This is a genomic window from Pseudomonas sp. MF6751 (assembly GCF_016613265.1).
GTDB classification, from domain to species: domain Bacteria; phylum Pseudomonadota; class Gammaproteobacteria; order Pseudomonadales; family Pseudomonadaceae; genus Aquipseudomonas; species Aquipseudomonas fluorescens_BV.
Window position 1 is genome coordinate 1 of record NZ_JAENSV010000095.1, and the last position, 1415, is coordinate 1415.

General features: G+C 53.0%; 1 rRNA gene. It reads left to right on the top strand.

What is annotated here, in order from left to right:
• Positions 1-1363, top strand: a 23S ribosomal RNA gene (locus JJD66_RS27865); the annotation flags it as partial.
• Positions 1364-1415: the final 52 nt, after the last annotated feature.

Sequence of the window (1415 nt, forward strand, 5' to 3'; positions counted from 1 at the left end):
TAACGAAGTGGTTGATGCCATGCTTCCAAGAAAAGCTTCTAAGCTTCAGGTAACCAGGAACCGTACCCCAAACCGACACAGGTGGTTGGGTAGAGAATACCAAGGCGCTTGAGAGAACTCGGGTGAAGGAACTAGGCAAAATGGCACCGTAACTTCGGGAGAAGGTGCGCCGGTGAGGGTGAAGGACTTGCTCCGTAAGCTCATGCCGGTCGAAGATACCAGGCCGCTGCGACTGTTTATTAAAAACACAGCACTCTGCAAACACGAAAGTGGACGTATAGGGTGTGACGCCTGCCCGGTGCCGGAAGGTTAATTGATGGGGTTAGCTAACGCGAAGCTCTTGATCGAAGCCCCGGTAAACGGCGGCCGTAACTATAACGGTCCTAAGGTAGCGAAATTCCTTGTCGGGTAAGTTCCGACCTGCACGAATGGCGTAACGATGGCGGCGCTGTCTCCACCCGAGACTCAGTGAAATTGAAATCGCTGTGAAGATGCAGTGTATCCGCGGCTAGACGGAAAGACCCCGTGAACCTTTACTATAGCTTTGCACTGGACTTTGAATTTGCTTGTGTAGGATAGGTGGGAGGCTTTGAAGCGTGGACGCCAGTCTGCGTGGAGCCATCCTTGAAATACCACCCTGGCAACTTTGAGGTTCTAACTCAGGTCCGTTATCCGGATCGAGGACAGTGTATGGTGGGTAGTTTGACTGGGGCGGTCTCCTCCTAAAGAGTAACGGAGGAGTACGAAGGTGCGCTCAGACCGGTCGGAAATCGGTCGTAGAGTATAAAGGCAAAAGCGCGCTTGACTGCGAGACAGACACGTCGAGCAGGTACGAAAGTAGGTCTTAGTGATCCGGTGGTTCTGTATGGAAGGGCCATCGCTCAACGGATAAAAGGTACTCCGGGGATAACAGGCTGATACCGCCCAAGAGTTCATATCGACGGCGGTGTTTGGCACCTCGATGTCGGCTCATCACATCCTGGGGCTGAAGCCGGTCCCAAGGGTATGGCTGTTCGCCATTTAAAGTGGTACGCGAGCTGGGTTTAGAACGTCGTGAGACAGTTCGGTCCCTATCTGCCGTGGACGTTTGAGATTTGAGAGGGGCTGCTCCTAGTACGAGAGGACCGGAGTGGACGAACCTCTGGTGTTCCGGTTGTCACGCCAGTGGCATTGCCGGGTAGCTATGTTCGGAATAGATAACCGCTGAAAGCATCTAAGCGGGAAACTAGCCTCAAGATGAGATCTCACTGGAACCTTGAGTTCCCTGAAGGGCCGTCGAAGACTACGACGTTGATAGGTTGGGTGTGTAAGCGCTGTGAGGCGTTGAGCTAACCAATACTAATTGCCCGTGAGGCTTGACCATATAACACCCAAGCAATTTGAGTCGAAAGGCCAGATTGCGGTGTGTGAAGACG